This window comes from Geobacter sp. AOG1, assembly GCF_019972315.1.
In the GTDB taxonomy this organism is placed as follows: Bacteria; Desulfobacterota; Desulfuromonadia; order Geobacterales; family Geobacteraceae; genus Geomobilimonas.
The window spans coordinates 1,458,807-1,477,766 of sequence record NZ_BLIZ01000001.1; the positions used below are offsets into that span (position 1 = coordinate 1,458,807).

The following is an 18,960-nucleotide window of genomic DNA, read 5'->3' on the forward strand; positions in this document are numbered from 1 at the left end:
GGGTGGTAGAGCCCTCTTCATACGCCGGTGGCGGGGAATTACCACTTGCATTTTTCCCCCGTATGGTTAATATTGAGACAATCCATATTATGAGATTAAAGGAGAAACAGCGCATGGCCAGCGAAAAGGTGTGTACGTTCGGGGATGATAATTTTGAGACTGACGTGCTCCAGGCCGGAGTGCCGGTTCTGGTTGATTTCTGGGCGACCTGGTGCGCACCCTGCAAGGCGATCGCACCCTTGGTCGACGCCATTGCCGACGAATATGACGGGAAGGTGAAGGTCGGCAAGGTGAACGTGGATGACAACCCTGCAACTCCTGGCAAGTACGGGGTCCGCGGCATCCCGACGGTGATCCTGTTCAAGGATGGCAAGGTGGTCGACCAGGTGGTGGGGGCCGTCCCCAAGGCCCAACTGGAAGCGCTCATCAAGAAAGCCCTCTAGGGGAAAGGCCGTAAGCGTGAAATTTCCCAAGCTTTTCAGCCTCTTCTTGGCCCTTGTAACGGCGTCTCTTCTTTCGCCCGTTGGGGCGAACGCCGTCCTGCAGAAGGGGGATCCGGCTCCGCCCATAAAGGTAACGACGACGTCCGGCCAGCAGGTGACCCTCGCCAATTACCGGGGGCACGTACTGGTCATGGATTTCTTTGCCACCTGGTGCGTACCCTGCCGCGATTCCATTCCCCATCTCGTGGAACTCAACCGCAAATTCGGCAAGCAGGGGCTTCAGATCCTCGGCATGAGTGTGGACGATGGTGGAGACAAGATCGTGAAGGAGTTCGTCGTCAGCAAACGACTCAACTATCCTGTCGCTTTGGTCGACGAGGACCTGCAGATCGAGTATGGCCTTCGCTCCGTACCCACCATTTTCATCATCAGCAAGAAGGGGGTTGTTGCGGAACGCTTCCAGGGATTCAACGAGGACATCTCCCGGAAGATGGATGCTGTAATCGTGAAGTTGCTTGCGGAATAGGTTCCGGGGATACCGGAACGGGAAGAAAGGAAAAGGCGGTGCCGAATCAGGCGCCGCCTTTTTTGTTGTTCACAAGTTGGAGATGGATAGCCCGTGCCAGTTCGCCGGTGATGCCCGGAACGCCGGCGAGTTCTTCCATCGTCGCCTCTCCCATCCGCTTCAGGCTGCCGAAATGCTTGAGGAGCGACTTTTTGCGGACGGGACCTATGCCCGGAATGTTGTCGAGTTCAGACGTCAGGGATGTTTTGCTGCGGAGTGTCTTGTGGTACGTGATGGCGAAACGGTGGGCTTCGTCCCGGATACGGGCCAGGAGCAGCAGTGTGGGGGAGTTCTGGCGGAGTACAACGGGGTTCTTTCTGCCGGGGAGAAAGACCCGCTCATCGCTCTTGCTGATCTCCGCGGCTGCCATTTCCCGGGTAACCCTGCTTTTGGCCAGCGAGGCTGCTGCCACATCGTCGATCCCGAGTTCACGAAGGACCGCAGTCAGTACGCTGAGCTGGCCGCGTCCCCCGTCGATGATAATGAGGTCAGGGAGTTCTCCCTTTTCCGGCATATGCCGGAACCGGCGGTGAAGGACTTCATGGAGCATGGCGAAGTCATCGGCACCGGAGACGCTTCTGATGCGATACCGGCGGTAATTTGCCTTGTCCGGTTTCCCGTCCGCGAAGGCGACACCGCTTCCTACCGCTTCCCCCCCCTGGAGATTGGATATGTCATAGCATTCGATCCGTCGGGGCAGGCAGGGTAGATGGAGACGTTCCTGCAGCTCAGCGAGAATTGTGTGAGAATCGGCGGCGCGCTGCTCCTTATCCCGGGCGGAGGTGATGGCGTTCTTCTCCGCAAGTCTCACCAGTTCCAGCTTGGTGCCGCGGAGGGGGTGGGTGACCGCTACCCGTTTCCCCCGCTTTTCCCCTAGGAATTCCGCAAAAGCGTCGCTTTCCGGCAGGGGGAGGGGGACGAGTAGTTCATCGGGAATCATGACCTCGCCGCTGTAGTACTCACGGAGAAAGGAAGCGATCCCTTCGGCGTCGTCCAGTTCCCAGGCAAGGGAGTAGCTCCGACTGCCGATGAGGCTGCCACCGCGGATGAAGAGGAGAGAGAGTTCCATCCGGTTCCCTTCCCGGTGAAAGCCCACGACGTCCGCATCGCCGACGTGGCTAACCATCTTCTGCTTTTCCACGGTCACCCGGATGGCCTGGAGCAGGTCGCGATAGCGAGCCGCTGTCTCGTATTCCTCCTTGCCCGCCGCTGTCGCCATCCTTTGTTGGAACAGTCGGACCAGTTCGCTACTTCTCCCCGATAGGAAGAGCGTTGCCCCGTCCACGAGCGCTGCGTAATCCTGAGGAGAGATGAGCCCGTGGCAGGGGGCAGAACATTGTCTGATCTGGTAAAAGAGGCAGGGGCGCCGGCGCCGCCGGCATGTCTCCAGCGGATAGTGGCGCAGGGGGAATATCTTGTAGAGCTGCTTCAGTACCTCGCGGGCAGCGGCGGCCGATGCGTAGGGGCCGAAATAACGGGCGCCATCCCGAGGGACTTTGCGCACGATGCCAAGGCGGGGGAATTCCTCGGTCGGATCAAGGCGGAGGGAGAAGTAGGTCTTGTCGTCCCGCAGGTTGAAGTTGTAGCGGGGGCGGTACTGCTTGATGAGGGTGTTTTCAAGGATAAGCGCTTCTTTTTCGGTGTCGGTAACGATTACCTGGATGTCCGCTACCCGCTCCATGAGAAAACGTATGTGGTACCGGGCATCGCGGGCGGCGGTGAAGTAGGAGCGAACCCGCTTTTTCAGTTCCCGGGCCTTGCCGACGTAGAGCACCTGGCCGTCTTTTCCCTTCATCAGGTAGACACCGGGTGCGGATGGCAGGTTGTTGATTCTGGCGCTGTCCAGCATCTGCCAAGTATAGCGGCATTAGCCTTCTGCTGCAAAGGGTTTTCCTGGTCAGGACGGGCACCGGCGGACTCTTGCCCGCCGTCGGTGGGTTTTTCAGGTGATTTTACGTGGGGTTAGGGGGCGCCCACGCCTGTATTCACCGTTGACAAGCCCTGTTTATGATGGTATGTATCCATAACAATTTTCTACCCACTCGTCCCATACCGGATTGGAAAGGTTAACCCCGTGGATTTCTTAAATATTTTCCGCGCTGCAGTCTGCAGATGCCTCGTGGGGGTTATGCTCGTAACCTCGCTGTTTGCCAATCCCGTCTTCGCCCTTGATTCGGAAGATTCCCAGATTTTCATCACTGGCTTCAACGCGTATCAGAAAAGGGATTACCAGGGAGCCATTGACAAGATGTCCCTCGTGCTCCAGAAATACCCCGACACGCCGCTGCGCGACATGGCCATCTTCTGGCTTGCGCGGGCCAATTACAAGGCCGGTAACGAGAAGGACGCCGCCCGGTATATGGCCCAGTTCCTGCGCGAATATCCCGACAGCCCTCTCAAGGGGACCGTGGAAGACACTTTGCTGCAGAGCGCGGCCCGTTATGAGAAGGGGGAACCGGTCCTTGCGGCGGGACAGGATAAAGCCGCGGCCGAGAAGCTGGTGGCGGAGAAGGCCGAGGCAGAGCGCCAGGCGGCGAAGAAGACGGAACTGGAACGATTGACGGCCCAGAAAGCCGAGGCCGACCGGCTGGCGGCTGAGCAGGCTGCGACTGCACAGGCGGCAGCGGCAAAGCTCGCTGCGGACCAGGTAGCAGCAAAGGCTGCCCAGCAGAAGGCTGCGGCGGACCGGCTGATTGCAGAACAGGCAGCCGCCCAGAAACTGGCTGCAGAGAAGGCCGAGGCAGAGCGCCAGGCGGCGCGGCTGGCGGCACAAAAGGCTGAATCTGACCGGCTGGCGGCTGAGCAAGCGGCAGCGGCACAGGCGGCTGCCGCGAAGCTGGCTGCAGACCAGGTAGTCGCGAAAGCTGCCCAGGAGAAGGCCGAGGCGGACCGGCTGATTGCAGAACAGGCAGCCGCTGAGAAGTTGGCTGCAGAGAAGGCCGAGGCAGAGCGCCAGGTGGCGAGGAAGACGGAACTGGAGCGGCTGGCGGCACAAAAGGCAGAAGCCGATCGGCTAGCGGCTGAACAAGTGACAGCTGCGCAGGCGTCTGCCGAGAAGGTTGCCCTGACGGTGCCCCCGGCACCGGTGTCTCCGATAGCTACCACTCCGGCCGTTGTGCCCGCGCCACATTCCGATGCTATGCGTGAAAAGGCGATCGCCGAGTACAAGAACGTGATCGACCGCTATCCCGGCACCACGGCAGCCGTTTCGGCCGCAACAAAGCTGAAAACCTTCGGGATCGTCTATCCGCCGGTATCGGCCGTTGCGTCGCCTGCGGTTCGGCCGGGAGAAAAGGCCCAGATACTCACCCTCGAAGTAGACCAGTCGTCCGCCATGACCTTCAACCTTCTTCCCATGGAGCAGAGTTCCGTGGTGGGGAAACGAGTTATCATTCCGTTCGAAGTGTCGAACAGGGGTAACGGGGTGGACAATTTCGCATTCGAGTCGGGCTTCCCTGCCGAATTCAAGGCCCAGTTCGCTTCTGCCGCCGAGATGAACGTCCCCCTCGGCAGCACCCCCCAACTAGCGCCAGGGGAAAGTTTCCGGGGCGTTGTGGGAATTACCATTCCGCAGGGAGCCATAGACGGGCAGAAGATCTCTTATCCGATCCGCCTCAACTCGCAGGCTACCCCGGAAGTATCCCAGACACGCCAGGTCTCGCTGGTTGCTTCCGCGCCGCTCCTGCGGGCGGTCATCAAGGGAGACAAGGGGCTGGTTCTTCCTGGCGAAAAAGTCACGTACCGAATTGCCCTTCTCAATATCGGCACCTCGGCGGCAGCCAGTGTGACCATGCGGCTTAACTATCCTCCCCAGTACGAACCGGTGGATTTTGCCGGGGCCGGCTTCCGCAAGGATGTCAATGGTGTACTGGAGCACGACCCGCTGCGGATCAATTCCGGCGAGAGCAAGGAATTCAACCTGGTATTCAAGCTGAAGGATGAAGCCATAGCCAGGCAGGAACTGTTCCTCAGGTGCGACACGGTTAACAATGAACTCGATACCCGGGATTCATTCATTTCCACGGCGGCCCTCGTCCAGGGAGTGAGCGGCGTTGCCGTGCGCACCACGGCGGGCAAGGTGGCGGCCATACCGGGCCAGACGGTTACCATCCCTCTGGTGGTGACCAATACAGGGAATCTTACGGAAAATATCGAAGTGAAGCTCGATCTTCCGGCGAATCTGCGGGGAACACTCTTTCACGATCTGAACCGGGACGGGATCCGGCAGGTCAATGAGCCTGCCATTACCCGGACTCCCTCACTCTCTCCCAAGGAAGAGGCCTACCTGCTCCTGGAAGTGGCGACTCCGTCGACCGTGAACGACGGTTCCGAGGCGCGCCTCGGCCTGGTGTTCGTGCCGGAGAGTGAGCGGAGCAAGCAGGCGGTTCTGAATGCGCTCGTGGTATTTACCCGGCCAGTGGTGGAAATGGTCATGTCGGGCAAGGGTGGGAAGCTGAAGCCGGGGGATGTGTCGTCCTTCGAACTGACCGGCGTCAACCGAGGGTCGCTGCTGGCCCGAGTGGTGGAGATGCGGAGCTCCATGCCGGCAAACCTCGAACTGGTCACGTCCGAGCCCCCCGTTTCGGGGGGACAGGACGGGAACTACCTCTGGAGATTCGCGGAGCTGGGTGCAGGAGAGAAGAAGGTGGTGAAGGTGACGTTCAAGGTGAAGCAGGGGATTGCGGTCGGTACCAGCATCCAGGTGAAGAACACCATAACCTATGAAGATCCACTGGGGAACGGGTACTAATGGAAACCAATCGCAGAGTGTTCATGCTGATGTTGCTGCTGGCGGGGACGCCGGCACTGGCCATGGCGGCGGACGAGTATAATCTCTATACCCCTCACAAGGTTGCCTCGGGGCAGGCTCCCTCCTCACCGGCTGAAGGTGTCCTGACCAGGACCATCACCATCAAGCGTGGCGATACCCTCTGGGGGCTCTCCCGGAAATATACCGGCATGGGCTCCTATTTCCCCCAGATACTTCCCTTTAACACGATCGACAACCCCGATCTCATCTATGCCGGGGCCAGCCTGCAGGTTCCTGTTGCGCGGGGGACGTCTGCCGATGCAGCTGCCAAACCGGTTAAGGCAGTACAACCGCCGAAGGGAACGAAAGCGACGAAGGCCGGGCATACGGCCACGTCACACAGGGAGAAGCAGCGCAAGAGAGTCGACAGGGCGGCAGCCGCTCCTCGTCATACCCCTGTTACCGCAGCGCCGGCCGTTACCGCTACCGGCACGGGTTCTCCTGCTGCCGCTCCCACTGCCGGGAGCCAGGCGGACTACCAGCGCGCTGTCACCGTTTACAAGAAGGGAGAGTACCGGGAGGCCCTGGACGCCTTTGACTTGTTCCTGGCCCGGCATCCCGATTCTCCCCTTGCTCCCGACGCAACACTTTACCGGGCGGACTGCTACATGAAGCTCTCAGAACGCTGACGTCCGCCGATCTTTCCGCGGCGGTCATGGCGGTTTCACCGTAGCCCCACCGTCATTGCATCTCCTCTTAACCAGCCCACCCCCGGTTTACCCAGCTGTTCCCAGCACCTCCAGCCGGAACCGCTCGATGCCAATCTCCTCGACAATCCGTCCCAGACGCTGCTCCTGCGGCCAATTCCTGTAAAGCTCAATGATGCGGGCGATGATTGCCAGCACCGCTTCCTCTCCCGGCACGTTGTCTACGAGTAGATCCCCCAGACGGGGGCGCGCGCCGGCATTACCCCCCACCATGATACGCCACCCCTTGGGGGTGCCCATTACGCCGATGTCCTTGACTGCCGTTTCGGCGCAGGAAACCATGCAGCCGGAAACCCCCATTTTCATCTTGTTGGGGAGTTGCATGGCATGGTAGATGGCGTCGATTTTCAGCCCCAACGAGACGGAATCCTGGACACCCCGCTTGCACCAGGTGGTGCCGGGGCAGATCCTTATACTCCGGACACAAAGGCCGATGGCGGCCCCCGGCTGCTGGTCAAGTTCGGACCAGATGGAGTCGAGATCCTCCTCGCGGACTCCGAACAGAGCGATGCGCTGGGCCGAGGTGAGCTTCAGTTCCTTCACGCCGTACTTGTCGGCTACGTCGCAGATCTTGCGCAGGGCGTCGGTTGTGGTAATCCCTCCCGGGATATGGGGGGCAATGGCGTAGGTTTCACGGTCGCGCTGCAGTATTGCCCCCTTGGCGATACTATCCTTTTTCATGGTTGTTCCTTTTCAAACTCTTGTAATGTGCCTCTGTTAATGGGACGGTTGGTTAGTGGGAAATGTGCAGTCGTCAGTCTTCTATCCGGCTCGTATCGGTGGTTATGAAACGGGTGCAGAGAAAGCAGAAACCTGCAGCCAGTGCGATCGCTGCCGGCGTCACCAGCAGGGCGTTACGCAGGCCCCACCGGTCCGACAGCCATCCGAGCAGGGTTGGTGACACTGCGTCTCCCAAAGCGTGGATAAAGAAGATGTTGACGGCGAAGGCCATGGCGCGGATTGGGTGGGGCGTAACATTGACGATAACCGTGTTGAGGGGGCCGGTGTTGAGAAAGAGGAAGAACTCGGCGCAGAATGTGGCGGCCAGGCAGCTGGTGAGGGAAGGGGTGAGAATGGCGTAGGCGGCGACAGGGGTGCCGAGCAGGAAACCCCATCCCGACACGAGCAGATAACCTTTTGGGGTTCTCGACTGGCAGCGATCGCCGAGCCAGCCACCCCCCAAGGTCCCGGTAATGCCGGCCAGGACGGTGATCCCGCCGAAGAGGGTGTTTGCCTTTGCCACATCCAGGTTGTGCATGCGGCAGAGAAAGGTGGGGAGCCACTGGGCGAGGCCTCCGAGGGCAAAGGTCATGGCTGCCATGGCCAGGGTGTTGGTGACAAAGGAGTGGTTGGTAAAGAGGACCGCGTAGTTCCGCTCAACGAAGGTTGCGGTGCCTGGCGTGGTGGTAGTAGCGCCGCGAACCGGCTCGTTGAGGAACCAGACCGGCAGGGCAAGCATGATCCCCGGCACCCCCACGAGGAGGAAAGCGGTTTTCCACCCGAGATGCTGACCAATGAGACCGCCGAGGAGATAGCCGAGGGCGCTTCCGACCGGGATTGCGAGGTAGAAGTAGGAAAGTATCCGGCCGCGCCGCTCCCGGGGAAAGTAGTCGGCAAGCAGTCCGGGGGATACGGTCCCGAAGCTCGCTTCTCCTATACCCACGGCAGTGCGTGCGGCCAGCAGGGTCCGGTAACCGATGGCTACACCGGCTCCGACGGTGGCGATGCTCCAGATGGCCAGCCCTCCGGCGGCAAGCCGGACCCGGTTCCACCGGTCCCCCATCCATCCCATGAGTGGTGCCGCCACCATGTAGCAGACCATGAAGGCGCTTCCCAAGAGGCCGAGAGCGGTATCGGAGAGGTTCAGGTCGGCCTTGATCAGGGGGAAAACGGCATAGAGCACCTGCCGGTCGATGTAGTTGAGGAGGTTTACTGCCAGGAGCAGTGCCAGGGCAAAGCGCGGGGAGGTGGTTGGCTGTTGTCGGGTCATGGAAGGTTAGTTCCGCAGGAGAGGCAGCGCGCCGTCCCCTACAGCTTATCCTCCACCGACCGGACTTTTCCGGCCATGGTATGGGGCGACTTGTCGCGCCGGTCGTCGATCTTGATGAGGGTTGAAACCCGTACCGCGCCGGCGGCGAAGACCGACTCCTGCATCTGTCGGATGACCCGAAAAATCTCGTCCAGGTCCCCTTCGAGTATGGTCCCCATGGGGGTGAGCTGGTGGCTGATTCCCGCCGCGCGGACGATCCTGATGCACCCTGCCACGTAGCGGGAGACCCCGGTATCGGCAGTCCCGAGGGGGGTTATGCTTACTTCGACAACAGCCATGTCGGCCTCCTTTACTGGCGGTATTTCTCGCAAGGTCCTGTCCGTGACCCCGACGGTGGGTTGGTAACAGTATAAATGGTGCAGACCCCCTGATCGTTCTGGATGCACGCCAGGAACGTGCAGACCAGGTAGGCACGGTCGGCGGGACGGGTGAGAAGCTGGTCGAGCTTTTCCGCCACCTCGGGGTGGCTGCCGATGGTCACGGCTGCCTGCTGGCGTTTCTTGTCCATGAGTGCCTCCCGCTCCGGATTCGATCATCTCTGTAGTACCAGAATCAGGTACAGTTTTCCATGCAAAAACTGGGTACGTAACCAAATTGAAGCATAAGGGAAGAGCGGGGACTCTCCCTCCGCAAAGAGTCAAGTGTACCGTCCATCATCCAAATGAACCAAACCTTTGTGCAAGGGTTTTCCCTTGAACCCACGAATGGCATTTTCTTGCGGGATTCTTTCCTCCAGGAGAGCCCCCGCTCTCCATTCTGGTGAAGTGGTGCTAGCGCAGGGCCAGTTCCTGGTCCTCCAGTTTCTTGATCCGGTCCCTTAGTTCCGCTGCCGTTTCGAAGTTCAGCTCCTTCGCGGCGGCCAGCATCTCCTTACGCAGTTTCTTAACCAGTTTCGGGATGTCCTGCAGGGGTACGTACTCCGTCCGGGGGTCAGCGGCGACGGGAATGGTGTAGTAGTCCTGTTCCTCCAGGGATTCCAGGATGGAACTGAAGCCCTTCCTGATGCTCTGGGGGGTGATGCCGTGCTCCTGGTTGAATGCCAGTTGCAGTTCGCGGCGCCTGGCTGTTTCGCCGATGCATTTCTTCATGGAGTCGGTGGTGGTATCGGCGTACATGATGACCCGGCCGGCGACGTTGCGGGCGGCCCGACCGCAGGTCTGGATGAGAGAGCGGGCGGAACGGAGGAATCCTTCCTTGTCCGCATCGAGGATCGCCACGAGCGATACTTCGGGGATGTCGAGCCCTTCCCGGAGCAGGTTTATCCCCACCAGGACGTCAAACTCCCCGAGCCGCAGATCGCGGATGATCTGCATTCGCTGGATAGTGTCGATGTCGGAATGGAGGTACTTCACCTTGACGCCCAACTCCCGGTAGTAGTCGGTGAGCTCTTCCGCCATCCGTTTCGTGAGGGTAGTGACGAGGATCCGTTCACCCTTGGCCACTGTCTCACGTACTTCATGGAGGAGGTCGTCCACCTGTCCGGAGGCGGGGCGGATCTCCATCTCCGGATCCACTAAGCCGGTAGGACGAATAACCTGCTCCACAATGGCCCCCTCAGCCTGTCTGAGTTCGAAGTCGGCGGGGGTGGCGGAGACGTAAACCGTCTGGTTGAGTTTGGCGGTGAACTCCTGGAAATTGAGGGGACGGTTGTCGAGGGCTGAGGGGAGGCGGAAACCGTAGTTGACGAGGGTTTCCTTGCGGGAGCGGTCACCCCGGTACATGCCTCCAACCTGGGGGACGGTGATGTGGGACTCGTCGATGAAGAGGAGGAAGTCCCGCGGAAAGTAATCGATGAGGGTGTAGGGGGGCTCACCTTCATTCCGGCCGTCGAAGTGGCGGGAGTAGTTTTCGATCCCCTGACAGAACCCCATCTCTTCCATCATCTCGATATCGAAGAAGGTCCGCTGCTCGATGCGCTGTGCCTCAATCAGCATGTTTTGCGACTTGAACCAGCGGATCCGCTCTTCCAGTTCGATGCGGATCTGCCCAATGGCCCGTTCCAGGGTTTCCCTGGTTGCCACGTAGTGCGAAGCGGGGTAGATGGCGCATTTGGGGAGTCGTTGCATTACCAGACCACGCAGGGGATCGATCTCGCTGATCGCCTCCACCGTGTCGCCGAAGAACTCGATGCGGAGCGCCCGCTCGTCGTCATGGGCCGGAAAGATCTCCACACTATCCCCCCGGACCCGGAAGGTGCCGCGGTGGAAGTCGATGTCGTTCCGCTCGTACTGAATCTCCACGAGCTTCCTGAGCAGGTCGTCCCGCCCCACGTCTGCCCCCTGGTGGAAGAAGATGTGCATCTCCTGGTATGCAGCGGGGGAGCCGATGCCGTAGATGCAGGAGACCGACGCGACGATGATCACGTCCCGGCGGGTAAGGAGGCTGCGCGTGGCGGAATGGCGGAGCTTGTCGATCTCGTCGTTGATGGAGGAGTCCTTCTCGATGAACGTGTCGGTGGTGGGAAGGTACGCCTCGGGCTGGTAGTAGTCGTAGTAGGAGACGAAGTACTCCACGGCGTTGTCGGGGAAGAGCTCCTTGAATTCCCCGTAGAGCTGGGCCGCCAGGGTCTTGTTGGGGGCGAGGACGAGGGCAGGGCGGTTGGTCCGGGCGATGACGTTGGCCATGGTGAAGGTTTTCCCCGACCCGGTGACACCAAGAAGTACCTGGTGCTGATCCTCGCGGAGAATGCCGGCCACGAGTTCGTCGATGGCCCGGGGCTGGTCGCCACGGGGGGTATGGTCACTGACCAGTGAGAAGGTGTCCATGGGATGGATAGTACCATGCCCCGCGGTCCTTTGCATGGGGAAATATTCTCCCTCGCGCAGGTGCAGGCGATAGTTTGCAGTGCGGGAATGCTTGATTTTTTCCACCACCGGTGCGATACTCTGGGCAAATTCAGAACGTTGTGCGGAGGTTGTATGTTTGGCTTCGGGATGCCGGAACTGATTATCATCCTTGTTATTGTCCTGGTCGTTTTTGGTGCGGGGCGTCTTCCGGAAATCGGTGGTGCGTTGGGAAAGAGTATCCGGAATTTCAAACGGGCCTCGGATGGCAAGGACGAGATCGAGATCAAGCCGAAGAAGGATGGCGAGACGAAAAAAGAGGAGTAACTCCCTTTTCCGGCATTTTCGCTGCAATTTTTTCTCCCGTCCCTTCTCTCTCCCCAATTCCCCCCGGTTGCCATGGTGGGGGAACCTCGACGATTTTATTAATTAACAAATGATGTGAATTTAGTTCCCTGCCGACCCCGCCGTCAGGCGGCTGCACGACTGGGGAATGCCGCGGAAAGCGCCTGACGTCGCATCGGCGCTGGCGAATTGCCTTGAAAAACTGTCCGCGACTGATATACTTGCCTTGTTGTCCCTGTCGACGGCGCTCTGCCGTCATCCCGTTTCCGTTTTGCCGGCAGTAATTTAATTAACAATTCGTCCCCCACGCCCGGGTACTGGTGGCGTTTCCGGGGAAGATGTCCGATACCGTGGCTGCTGGAGGTCTGCGTGGAGTTCGCGTGCTGCTGGACGAAAAAGGAACTCGCCCCGGAGGAGTGCCCCAATATTGCCGAGGGGGAAGAGGAACTGTACAGCGTCTACCGGCGACGGGTTGTGGAAAAGTGCATTGATTGCCCCCTGTTTGCCAATGACCTGCTCCGCTTCAAGGAGTCCGGTCACCCCCTGTCCGAAATTTTTTCCATCGTCGTCAGCGAATTCCTCGACCAGAAGTCCCAACTCCAGTCATTGGGTGGGTTCCTCACCAGCAAGACCCGGGAGATCAAGTTCCTCCACGAATTGAGCCTGGTGCTGCAGACATCCGTCGACCTGGATGAAGTGCTGTCGGTGGCCATGACCGCCATTACTGCCGGCAAGGGGTTCGGCATGAACCGGGCCTTTCTCCTGATGACCGACAAGGAGCGGCAGGCGCTGTGCGGCTACCTGGGGGTCGGGCCGCGTACCATGGAGGAGGCGTGGCATATCTGGGAGGATGTCAACCGGTCCAACCTGACCCTGCGGGATATGGCCCGCCTGTTCCAGAAGAACAAGCTGTCGTCGGAGAAGGTGAAGTTCAACGACATTCTCGAACGGCTGAGCGTCCCCCTCCGCGATCAACAGCACGTCTTCAACCGGGCGTTGCGGGAACGGAAACCGATCCTCGTGGAGAACGCTTTTTCCAACCCGGACATCGACCCGGCCCTGGCCCAGCTCCTGGGGGTGGACAGCTTTCTCATCATGCCGCTCATCTCCCGGCACCGCCGCATAGGACTCATCCTCGCCGATAACTGCATCACCCGGAAACCGATTACGAATCAGGACCTGCAGTCGATGGAAACCTTCGCCTTCCCCGTGGCCTTCGCCCTGGAACGCGCTTCGCTGTATGAGCGGCTGCAAGTTGAGATCGACAAGCTTACCGTCGCCAACATCAAGCTCAAGGAACAGCAGGAACTGATCGTCAAGATGGAGAAGATGGCCCTGGTGGGGCGGATTACCTCCAGCATCGCCCATTCCATCCGCAATCCGCTCATGATTATCGGCGGTTTCGCCAGGTCGCTTCTCAAGAACATGGAGCAGGATGACAGCAAGCGGGACTACCTGGAAACCATCGTCCACGAGGCGAAACAACTGGAAGGGGTGCTTGAGGAGGTTCTCTCCTATTCGGAATCCCTCTATCCCGCCCTGGATACCTGGGACATCAATCAGCTGATCAGCGGGGTCAGGGATGAACTGGCCGGACAGCTGGCCCAGCGCGGCGTCACCTGTGTCCTGGAACTGGCGCCGGAACTTCCCAAGGTATCCATCGACTACCGGAAGATCGCATACTGCATAAAAACCATCATTACAAGTTCCCTGGAAACCATCACCGGCGAGGGAGAGATCGTCATCCGGACCTGGCGTGATGACGGAGTCGTGGCAGTGAAGATTTCCGACAACGGTACTCCGCTTTCTCCGGAGATGGTGGAAACCCTTACCACACCATTCATGGTAACCCAGAATCTGGGGACGGGCGCCGGTCTGCCGCTCTGCAAAACCATCCTGGAAAAGCACGGGTCGCCGTTTATCATCGAAAGTTCCCCCGAGGGGGGGACACAGTATATCATCAGACTGCCGATCAAGGAGGGGATGTGACATGGCACGTTTACTCGTAGTGGACGACGAAAGCAGCATCCGGCTGCTCTACTCCCAGGAACTGGCCGATGCGGGGTACGACGTGGTGACCGCAGGCAACGCCGCCGAGGCGGTGGCGCAACTGGAAGGGGGAGAGTTCGATCTGGTGGTGCTCGACATCAAGCTGAAGAACGAAAGCGGCCTCGACCTGCTGCAAAAGATCGTCAAGGAGCGGCACGAGATGCCGGTCATACTCTGTACCGCTTTTTCCTGTTACAAGGACGATTTCTCCGCCTGGCTTGCCGACGGTTATGTGGTCAAATCGAGCGACCTGCAGGAGCTGAAAGAAGAAATCAGGAAGGTGCTGGCCAAGAAAAGCAGGTAAAGGTAAAGAAATGGCAAGTTTGCTGCTTTACCTCTACCTGTGAGCGAAGCGGACGCATACCTTTACCTGATATTCATATGACAAAGGAGTACATGCTATGAAAGCCGTGATTATGGCGGGGGGCTTCGGCACCCGCATCCAGCCCCTGACCAACAGCCTGCCGAAGCCCATGGTCCCCCTGATCAATCGCCCCATGATGCTTCATATCGTGGAACTGCTGAAGAAGTACGAGATCACGGACCTGGTAATGCTCCTCTACCACCAGCCCCACATAATCAAGAATTTCTTCCGGGACGGTACGGATTTCGGCGTCAAGATAACCTACGTCACCCCCCTGGAGGACATGGGGACGGCCGGGGCGGTTAAATGCGCCGAAAAGTACCTGGATGACCGGTTCCTCATCATCAGCGGCGACCTGCTGACCGACTTCAACCTGCAGAAGGTGATGGATTTCCATGAGCACAACAAGGCGCTGGCGACCATCACCCTCACATCGGTGAAAGATCCCCTGCAGTTTGGCGTCGTCGTCACCAACAAGGAGCACCGTATTACCCAGTTTCTCGAAAAGCCGGGGTGGGGAGAGGTGATTTCCGACACCATCAACACCGGCATCTATGTGCTGGAGCCGGAGATTTTCAAGTACATCCCCGCGGGGGAGAACTTCGACTTTTCCCAGGACCTCTTTCCGAAACTGCTGGAGAACAGTGAACCCCTGTTCGGCTTCACCGCCAAGGGGTACTGGCGGGACATCGGCAACACCGATTCCTACCGCGAGGCACATCACGACATCTTCAAGGGGAGGATCAATGTCAGGATCGATGAGCCGAAGCAGGATTTCGTCGGCCGCGACCTGCGCCTGGGGGCGGATGTCCGCCTGGCCGATCCGTCCCACCTGCAGGGGACCGTGGTCATCGGCGACAACTCCCAGATTCTCGGTGAGGCCCATATCAAGGATTCGGTGATCGGCCGCAACTGCACCATCGAGCCGGGGGCCAAGCTGAACCGTTGCGTGATCTGGGACAACGTGTACATCAAGAAGGGGACACGCCTGAATGACTGCGTCATCTGCAACAACGTCCGGATTGGCCAGGGGGTCGTCATCGACGAGGGGGTCATCATCGCCGAAGAGACCTCAATCGGTGAAGAAGTGTATATCAAGCAAGACGTCAAGGTCTGGCCGCGCAAGGTGATCGAGGCAGGGGCCATCGTCACCGCCAACCTCATCTGGGGGGAGAAATGGAAGAAGTCCCTTTTCGAGGGGGCGATGATCAAAGGGCTCACCAACGTGGAGCTGACGCCGGAGTTCGTGGCCAAACTCGGATGCGCCTACGGCACGTCGTTTCCCAAGGGGGGATTCGTGCTGGCCGGCCGCGATGCCTACCTCGCCTCGCGGATGCTCAAGCGGAGCTTCATCGGTGGCATCCTTTCCGCCGGTGTCAATGTGCGGGACCTGCTGATGACGCCGTTGCCCATCGTCCGCTACAAGCTGAAGACTTTCGGCGAGCTGGGGGGGGTCTACTTCCGGCAGGCCGCAGACGACCCGGCATCCACCGAGATCATCTTTCTCGACAGTGATGGCCTCGATTTCTCGAGTTCCATGGGGAAAAACACCGAACGGGTCTTTTTCAAGGAAAACTTCCGCCGTGCCCACCATACGGAGCCGGGGCGGATCACCGAACTGCCGCAGGTCGTCGACTTCTACCGCGAAGGGATAACCCGCGGGCTCGACCAGGCAGGCATCCGCAAGGGCAAATTCAAGATCGTCATCGACTTCAACCACTCGCCGGCCGGTCAGGTGTTCCCTCCTATTCTCAACGATCTGGGGATCGACGTCATCAGCCTCAATGCCTATATCGACGAGGAGCGGGGGTCCAAGACCACCGAGGAGCGCCCGCTGGGTCTGCAGCAGCTGGCCAAGATCGTTGCCACCCTGGAGGCAAATGCGGGCATCTGGCTCAGTCCCTGTGCGGAGATGATTACCATGGTTGACGAGCAGGGCGCCATTTATGAGGGGTCCGGGTTGTTGGAGCTGTTCGTTGCCCTGATGCTCAAGGCGGGTGAGAAGGGGACCTTTGCGGTGCCCGTTCATGCCCCTTCCACCGTGGAAATCATGGCCCAGGAGCGCGGGTGCGCTGTGGTCAGGACCAAGAGCAGCGAGCGGGCCATGATAGAGGCGACCCTTTCGCCCGAAGCGGTCATGGCCGGGTCCATGGATGGACGGTTCGCCTTTCCCAAGTTCCAGGCCGCCTTCGACGGCATGTTCGCCATCGGCAAGGCGATCGAACTCCTGGCGGCGGTTGGCAAACCCCTTTCCCATATCCTGGCCGATGTCCCCCGGCGAGCCTTCCTCCAAACCTCCGTCCCCTGCGTCTTCGAACTGAAGGGGGGGATCATGCGCAAGATGAGCGAGGACAGCCTGGACAAGGAGGCCTCCTTCATCGACGGCATCAAGGTGCATTTCGGACAGGACTGGGCACTGGTACTGCCGGACCAGTATCTGCCGGTGGTGCACATAGTCGTCGAGGCCAAGGAACCGAAGGCGGCGCAGAAACTTCTGGATGAATACAAGAAAAAGGTTGAGAAGTGGAAGAAGGAACTTTAACCGCAGTTCAATGTTCCGGGTTCAACGTTACAAGTCCTTTTCCCGGGCTGACCTTGAACCTCGAACGTTAAACCTTGAACCTTGAACGGGATTGTCATGGCCGAGCCCCTTTCCATAGTTTTCCTCTGGCACATGCACCAGCCTTACTACAAGGAGCCGGTCCGGGGGGAGTATCTCCTTCCCTGGACCTACCTCCATGCGGTCAAGGACTACTACGACATGGCCGCCATCGTGGCAGAGACGCCGGGGGCAAAAGTCGTGTTCAACCTGGTGCCGTCGCTTCTGGAGCAGATCCGGGATTATGCCGGCGGAACTGCTGTGGACCCATTTTTGGTGCGGGGAAAGATGGCTCCCGCCGATATGACCGACGAGGACCGGCTCTTCCTCCTGGAAAATTTCTTTTCAGCCAATCGCCAGCGGATGATCGAACCCTATCCGCGTTATCTGGAACTCCTCTATCTGGCGGGAGATGGCGCGGCAACGAAGCTTTCTGACCGACTGCGCCATTTCCGGGAACAGGAACTCCTCGATCTGCAAGTCTGGTTTTTCCTTTCCTGGACCGGCGAGGCCGCCCGGCGCCGTTACCCGGCCCTGCAAAGACTGGTGGACAAGGGGAGGCATTTCAGCCCCGCGGACAAGGCGCTCTTGTTTACGACCCACCGGGAGATTCTCAACGAGATCATCCCCCTCTACCGGCGCCTGCACGAGGAGGGGAAAGCCGAACTTGCGGTTTCTCCCTATTTCCATCCGATCCTGCCGCTTCTCTGCGACATGAAAAGCGCCCAGACGGCCATGCCTAAGGCGACCCTCCCCGCACTACGCTTCCGCCATCCCGAAGATGCCCGTGCCCAGGTGACCGGGGGGATCGCCTACTTCAAAGATACCTTCGGGTTCGAACCGGTTGGCATGTGGCCCTCGGAAGGGTCGGTGAGTGACGAGGCACTGTCCATCATCGCCGAAAGCGGTCTGAAGTGGGCTGCCACCGATGAAGGTGTGCTCGTGCATACGCTTGCCGGTGGACTTGGTCCGGGACGGGAGAACCTCTATCATCCCTATGCCTTCCAGTCGGGAGAGCGGCGGCTGGGACTGTTCTTTCGCGACCACGCCCTCTCCGATCTGATCGGCTTTACCTACTCCCAGTGGGATGCCGTGCGGGCGGTGGAGGATTTCGTCGGCAGACTGCTGGACTTGCATCGGCGGACTCCCAATGCCAAGGTTGTGCCGGTTATCCTGGACGGCGAGAACGCATGGGAGTACTACCCCGACAACGGCCATACGTTCCTTTCCCGTCTGTACGGGGCAATTGCCAGCGAAAAGGGACTACGGCTGGCAACCTTCAGCGAGACTCTCGATCGGTCGGCGCCCCGGCAGGTGCTGCAGCACGTTCATCCCGGCTCCTGGATCAATGCAAACTACGGCATCTGGGTCGGTCATCCGGAGGAGAACCTGGGGTGGGATTACCTTGCACGGGCGCGGGCAGCGGTTGTAGAGTGGGATGGCGAAGTTGCGAACCTTTTGTCCTCTGGGACAATGGGCCTCGACCCGACCGCGACGATCGACGACCGGCGACAACAGCTTTGCCGGGCTCTTTATGCCGCCGAGGGGAGCGACTGGTTCTGGTGGTACGGCGATGACCACTTTTCTCCCCACAGCGACCGTTTCGATGCCCTGTTCCGCAAGTACCTGATCCACGTCTACACATTGCTTGGCAAGGAAGTCCCGCGTGAACTGTACCAGCCGATCAAGCAGAAAAGCCCGGCGGGCTTCGTGCGGGAGCCGGCCGCTCTCATAACCCCCACCATCAACGGGTTGGTGACGGACTATTTCGAGTGGCTGGCCGCCGGTCTCTACGACCTGACCAAGCAGGCGTCGGCCATGCATGCAGCGGAAAGCCTCCTGCAGTCCTTTTTCTACGGCTTTGACCGCAAAAACCTCTATTTCAGGATTGACGGGGTTTCCTCCCTCGACCGTTCCCTCCAGCCCGGAGACAGCCTCGGTGTCCACCTCCTCACCGAACGGGAATGGCGGGTCACTATGGATATGGGAGCTGGTGAAGCGAGGTTGCAGTGCAAGGGAGAAACGGGATGGTCAGATGCCGGCGTCGCCTGCCCCTGGAAAATTGCCCGGGTCTGCGAGGTTGCAGTCCCCATCGATGCCATCAACCTGGTGCCGGCGGGGAAACTGTTCGCCTATCTCACCCTGGTCCGGGGCCAGGAAGAGGTGGGACGCTGGCCGACCGACGCCCCCATGGTGCTGAAGTATGCGGGCCCGGATATCGAGTTGGAAAATTGGCTGATATGAA

15 protein-coding genes are annotated in these 18,960 nt (G+C 59.6%); 9 read left to right on the forward strand and 6 right to left on the reverse strand.

Annotation, left to right across the window (positions count from 1 at the left end; translation table 11 throughout):
- Positions 1–113 precede the first annotated feature (113 nt).
- Together trxA and LDN04_RS06655 are read left to right on the forward strand one after the other, a co-directional pair.
- The gene (gene trxA, locus LDN04_RS06650) at positions 114–443 is read left to right on the forward strand and encodes a thioredoxin (RefSeq protein ID WP_223908057.1); all 330 of its coding nucleotides are present in this window, start codon (positions 114–116) and stop codon (positions 441–443) included.
- 16 nt (positions 444–459) lie between these two features.
- Positions 460–969, forward strand: coding sequence for a TlpA disulfide reductase family protein (locus tag LDN04_RS06655; RefSeq protein ID WP_223908060.1), 510 nt, complete (start codon positions 460–462; stop codon positions 967–969).
- Positions 970–1,015: 46 nt separating this feature from the next.
- Here LDN04_RS06655 and uvrC read toward each other — a convergent pair whose 3' ends face one another.
- Entirely contained in the window at positions 1,016–2,857 is a 1,842-nt protein-coding gene (uvrC, locus tag LDN04_RS06660) for an excinuclease ABC subunit UvrC (RefSeq protein WP_223908072.1), read from the reverse strand.
- Positions 2,858–3,136: 279 nt separating this feature from the next.
- Here uvrC and LDN04_RS06665 point away from each other — a divergent pair, with 279 nt between their 5' ends.
- Entirely contained in the window at positions 3,137–5,758 is a 2,622-nt protein-coding gene (locus LDN04_RS06665) for a tetratricopeptide repeat protein (protein WP_223908075.1), read from the forward strand.
- A gap of 23 nt (positions 5,759–5,781) precedes the next feature.
- Positions 5,782–6,447, forward strand: coding sequence for a LysM peptidoglycan-binding domain-containing protein (locus LDN04_RS06670; protein WP_223908079.1), 666 nt, complete (start codon positions 5,782–5,784; stop codon positions 6,445–6,447).
- Positions 6,448–6,534: 87 nt separating this feature from the next.
- Here LDN04_RS06670 and LDN04_RS06675 read toward each other — a convergent pair whose 3' ends face one another.
- The 5 genes from LDN04_RS06675 to uvrB all read right to left on the reverse strand — a co-directional run bounded on the left by LDN04_RS06675 (position 6,535) and on the right by uvrB (position 11,340).
- Positions 6,535–7,206 carry an NAD(P)/FAD-dependent oxidoreductase gene (locus tag LDN04_RS06675; RefSeq protein ID WP_223908082.1) on the reverse strand — a complete coding sequence of 224 codons (672 nt, stop codon included), beginning with the start codon at positions 7,204–7,206 and terminating at the stop codon, positions 6,535–6,537.
- 73 nt (positions 7,207–7,279) lie between these two features.
- Complete coding sequence (locus LDN04_RS06680) at positions 7,280–8,515, reverse strand: MFS transporter (RefSeq protein WP_223908085.1); 1,236 nt, start codon at positions 8,513–8,515, stop codon at positions 7,280–7,282.
- A gap of 38 nt (positions 8,516–8,553) precedes the next feature.
- Entirely contained in the window at positions 8,554–8,853 is a 300-nt protein-coding gene (locus tag LDN04_RS06685; protein WP_223908088.1) for an MTH1187 family thiamine-binding protein, read from the reverse strand.
- An 11-nt stretch (positions 8,854–8,864) separates the two neighbouring features.
- Positions 8,865–9,083, reverse strand: a complete 219-nt coding sequence (locus LDN04_RS06690; RefSeq protein ID WP_223908091.1) for a hypothetical protein — start codon at positions 9,081–9,083, stop codon at positions 8,865–8,867.
- Positions 9,084–9,345: 262 nt separating this feature from the next.
- Positions 9,346–11,340 (reverse strand): excinuclease ABC subunit UvrB, encoded by a 1,995-nt coding sequence (gene uvrB, locus LDN04_RS06695; RefSeq protein ID WP_223913349.1) that lies wholly within the window; start codon positions 11,338–11,340, stop codon positions 9,346–9,348.
- Positions 11,341–11,493: 153 nt separating this feature from the next.
- Between uvrB and LDN04_RS06700 the strand changes: the two genes are divergently transcribed.
- From LDN04_RS06700 to LDN04_RS06720, 5 genes are all read left to right on the forward strand, one after another.
- Complete coding sequence (locus LDN04_RS06700; protein ID WP_223908093.1) at positions 11,494–11,685, forward strand: twin-arginine translocase TatA/TatE family subunit; 192 nt, start codon at positions 11,494–11,496, stop codon at positions 11,683–11,685.
- A gap of 387 nt (positions 11,686–12,072) precedes the next feature.
- Positions 12,073–13,692, forward strand: coding sequence for a sensor histidine kinase (locus LDN04_RS06705; RefSeq protein ID WP_223908096.1), 1,620 nt, complete (start codon positions 12,073–12,075; stop codon positions 13,690–13,692).
- A gap of 1 nt (position 13,693) precedes the next feature.
- Positions 13,694–14,056 (forward strand): response regulator, encoded by a 363-nt coding sequence (locus LDN04_RS06710; RefSeq protein WP_223908099.1) that lies wholly within the window; start codon positions 13,694–13,696, stop codon positions 14,054–14,056.
- Between the two features lie 97 nt (positions 14,057–14,153).
- Positions 14,154–16,658, forward strand: a complete 2,505-nt coding sequence (locus LDN04_RS06715; RefSeq protein WP_223908102.1) for a mannose-1-phosphate guanyltransferase — start codon at positions 14,154–14,156, stop codon at positions 16,656–16,658.
- Positions 16,659–16,754: 96 nt separating this feature from the next.
- Positions 16,755–18,959 (forward strand): glycoside hydrolase family 57 protein, encoded by a 2,205-nt coding sequence (locus LDN04_RS06720; protein ID WP_223908104.1) that lies wholly within the window; start codon positions 16,755–16,757, stop codon positions 18,957–18,959.
- The last annotated feature ends 1 nt before the right edge of the window (position 18,960 follow it).

Bases quoted from the DNA above. Each gene is read 5' to 3' on its own strand.
- LDN04_RS06665 (WP_223908075.1), top strand. From the start codon at position 3,137: ATGCTCGTAACCTCGCTGTTTGCCAATCCCGTCTTCGCCCTTGATTCG.
- uvrB (WP_223913349.1), bottom strand. From the start codon at position 11,340: ATGGACACCTTCTCACTGGTCAGTGACCATACCCCCCGTGGCGACCAG.
- LDN04_RS06710 (WP_223908099.1), top strand. From the start codon at position 13,694: ATGGCACGTTTACTCGTAGTGGACGACGAAAGCAGCATCCGGCTGCTC.
- LDN04_RS06700 (WP_223908093.1), top strand. From the start codon at position 11,494: ATGTTTGGCTTCGGGATGCCGGAACTGATTATCATCCTTGTTATTGTC.
- uvrC (WP_223908072.1), bottom strand. From the start codon at position 2,857: ATGCTGGACAGCGCCAGAATCAACAACCTGCCATCCGCACCCGGTGTC.
- LDN04_RS06715 (WP_223908102.1), top strand. From the start codon at position 14,154: ATGAAAGCCGTGATTATGGCGGGGGGCTTCGGCACCCGCATCCAGCCC.
- LDN04_RS06675 (WP_223908082.1), bottom strand. From the start codon at position 7,206: ATGAAAAAGGATAGTATCGCCAAGGGGGCAATACTGCAGCGCGACCGT.
- LDN04_RS06720 (WP_223908104.1), top strand. From the start codon at position 16,755: ATGGCCGAGCCCCTTTCCATAGTTTTCCTCTGGCACATGCACCAGCCT.
- LDN04_RS06680 (WP_223908085.1), bottom strand. From the start codon at position 8,515: ATGACCCGACAACAGCCAACCACCTCCCCGCGCTTTGCCCTGGCACTG.
- trxA (WP_223908057.1), top strand. From the start codon at position 114: ATGGCCAGCGAAAAGGTGTGTACGTTCGGGGATGATAATTTTGAGACT.
- LDN04_RS06670 (WP_223908079.1), top strand. From the start codon at position 5,782: ATGCTGATGTTGCTGCTGGCGGGGACGCCGGCACTGGCCATGGCGGCG.
- LDN04_RS06685 (WP_223908088.1), bottom strand. From the start codon at position 8,853: ATGGCTGTTGTCGAAGTAAGCATAACCCCCCTCGGGACTGCCGATACC.
- LDN04_RS06690 (WP_223908091.1), bottom strand. From the start codon at position 9,083: ATGGACAAGAAACGCCAGCAGGCAGCCGTGACCATCGGCAGCCACCCC.